Origin of the sequence: Pseudomonas sp. MD195_PC81_125, from assembly GCF_014060985.1 — a bacterium.
In the GTDB taxonomy this organism is placed as follows: Bacteria; Pseudomonadota; Gammaproteobacteria; order Pseudomonadales; family Pseudomonadaceae; genus Aquipseudomonas; species Aquipseudomonas parakoreensis.
Genome location: NZ_JABULD010000761.1, coordinates 1 through 622, shown reverse-complemented (window position 1 = coordinate 622; position 622 = coordinate 1). Strand labels below are relative to the sequence as shown.

Here is a 622-nt window from a genome sequence, read left to right as displayed (position 1 = left end):
AGTTCAACCTGCAGCGAAGCCAGGTTCGCCAGTTGATTGGCCCGGCTGCTGGCCTTGGGAATCGCCGCGACGTTGGGCTGATCGAGCAGCCATTTCAATGCGATCTGAGTCGGCAGCACACGGTGTTTTTCGCGATCTGCTGAATCTGCGCGATGTCCGAGACCTTGTTGCGCGCCAATGGCGTGTAGGCCCGTCAGTCCTAGATCGTGTTGGCGGGCATAGTCGAGCAAGGCGTTTTGTCCGAGCAAGACGTGGTACTCGACCTGGATCGCTGACAGAGGGATGGCGTATTCCTCGACGACTTTACGCAGCAGCGGCAGCGGAAAATTCGCCACGCCGATGTGGCGAGCCAGACCTTGCTCCTTGAAGGATGCGAGGGTTTCAAGCGTGCGCGGCAAGTCCCAGTCAGTGCTCGGCCAGTGGATCATGAACAGGTCGACATACTCGCTGCGCAAAGCCTTGAGGCTTCGTTCCATCGAGTGGCGCATGGCGTCGGGTTGCAACTGGTCCCACCAGACCTTGGTGGTGACATGAATCTGCTCGCGGGGTGTCGGCGTGTTCGCCAATGCTTGTCCGATTGCGTCTTCGTTGTTGTAGGCCGCTGCCGTGTCGATATGCCGAT

1 pseudogene is annotated in these 622 nt (G+C 59.2%); it reads right to left on the bottom strand.

The features are described 5' to 3' along the window. Positions 1–622, bottom strand: a pseudogene (locus HT737_RS28915) (aldo/keto reductase); the annotation flags it as partial.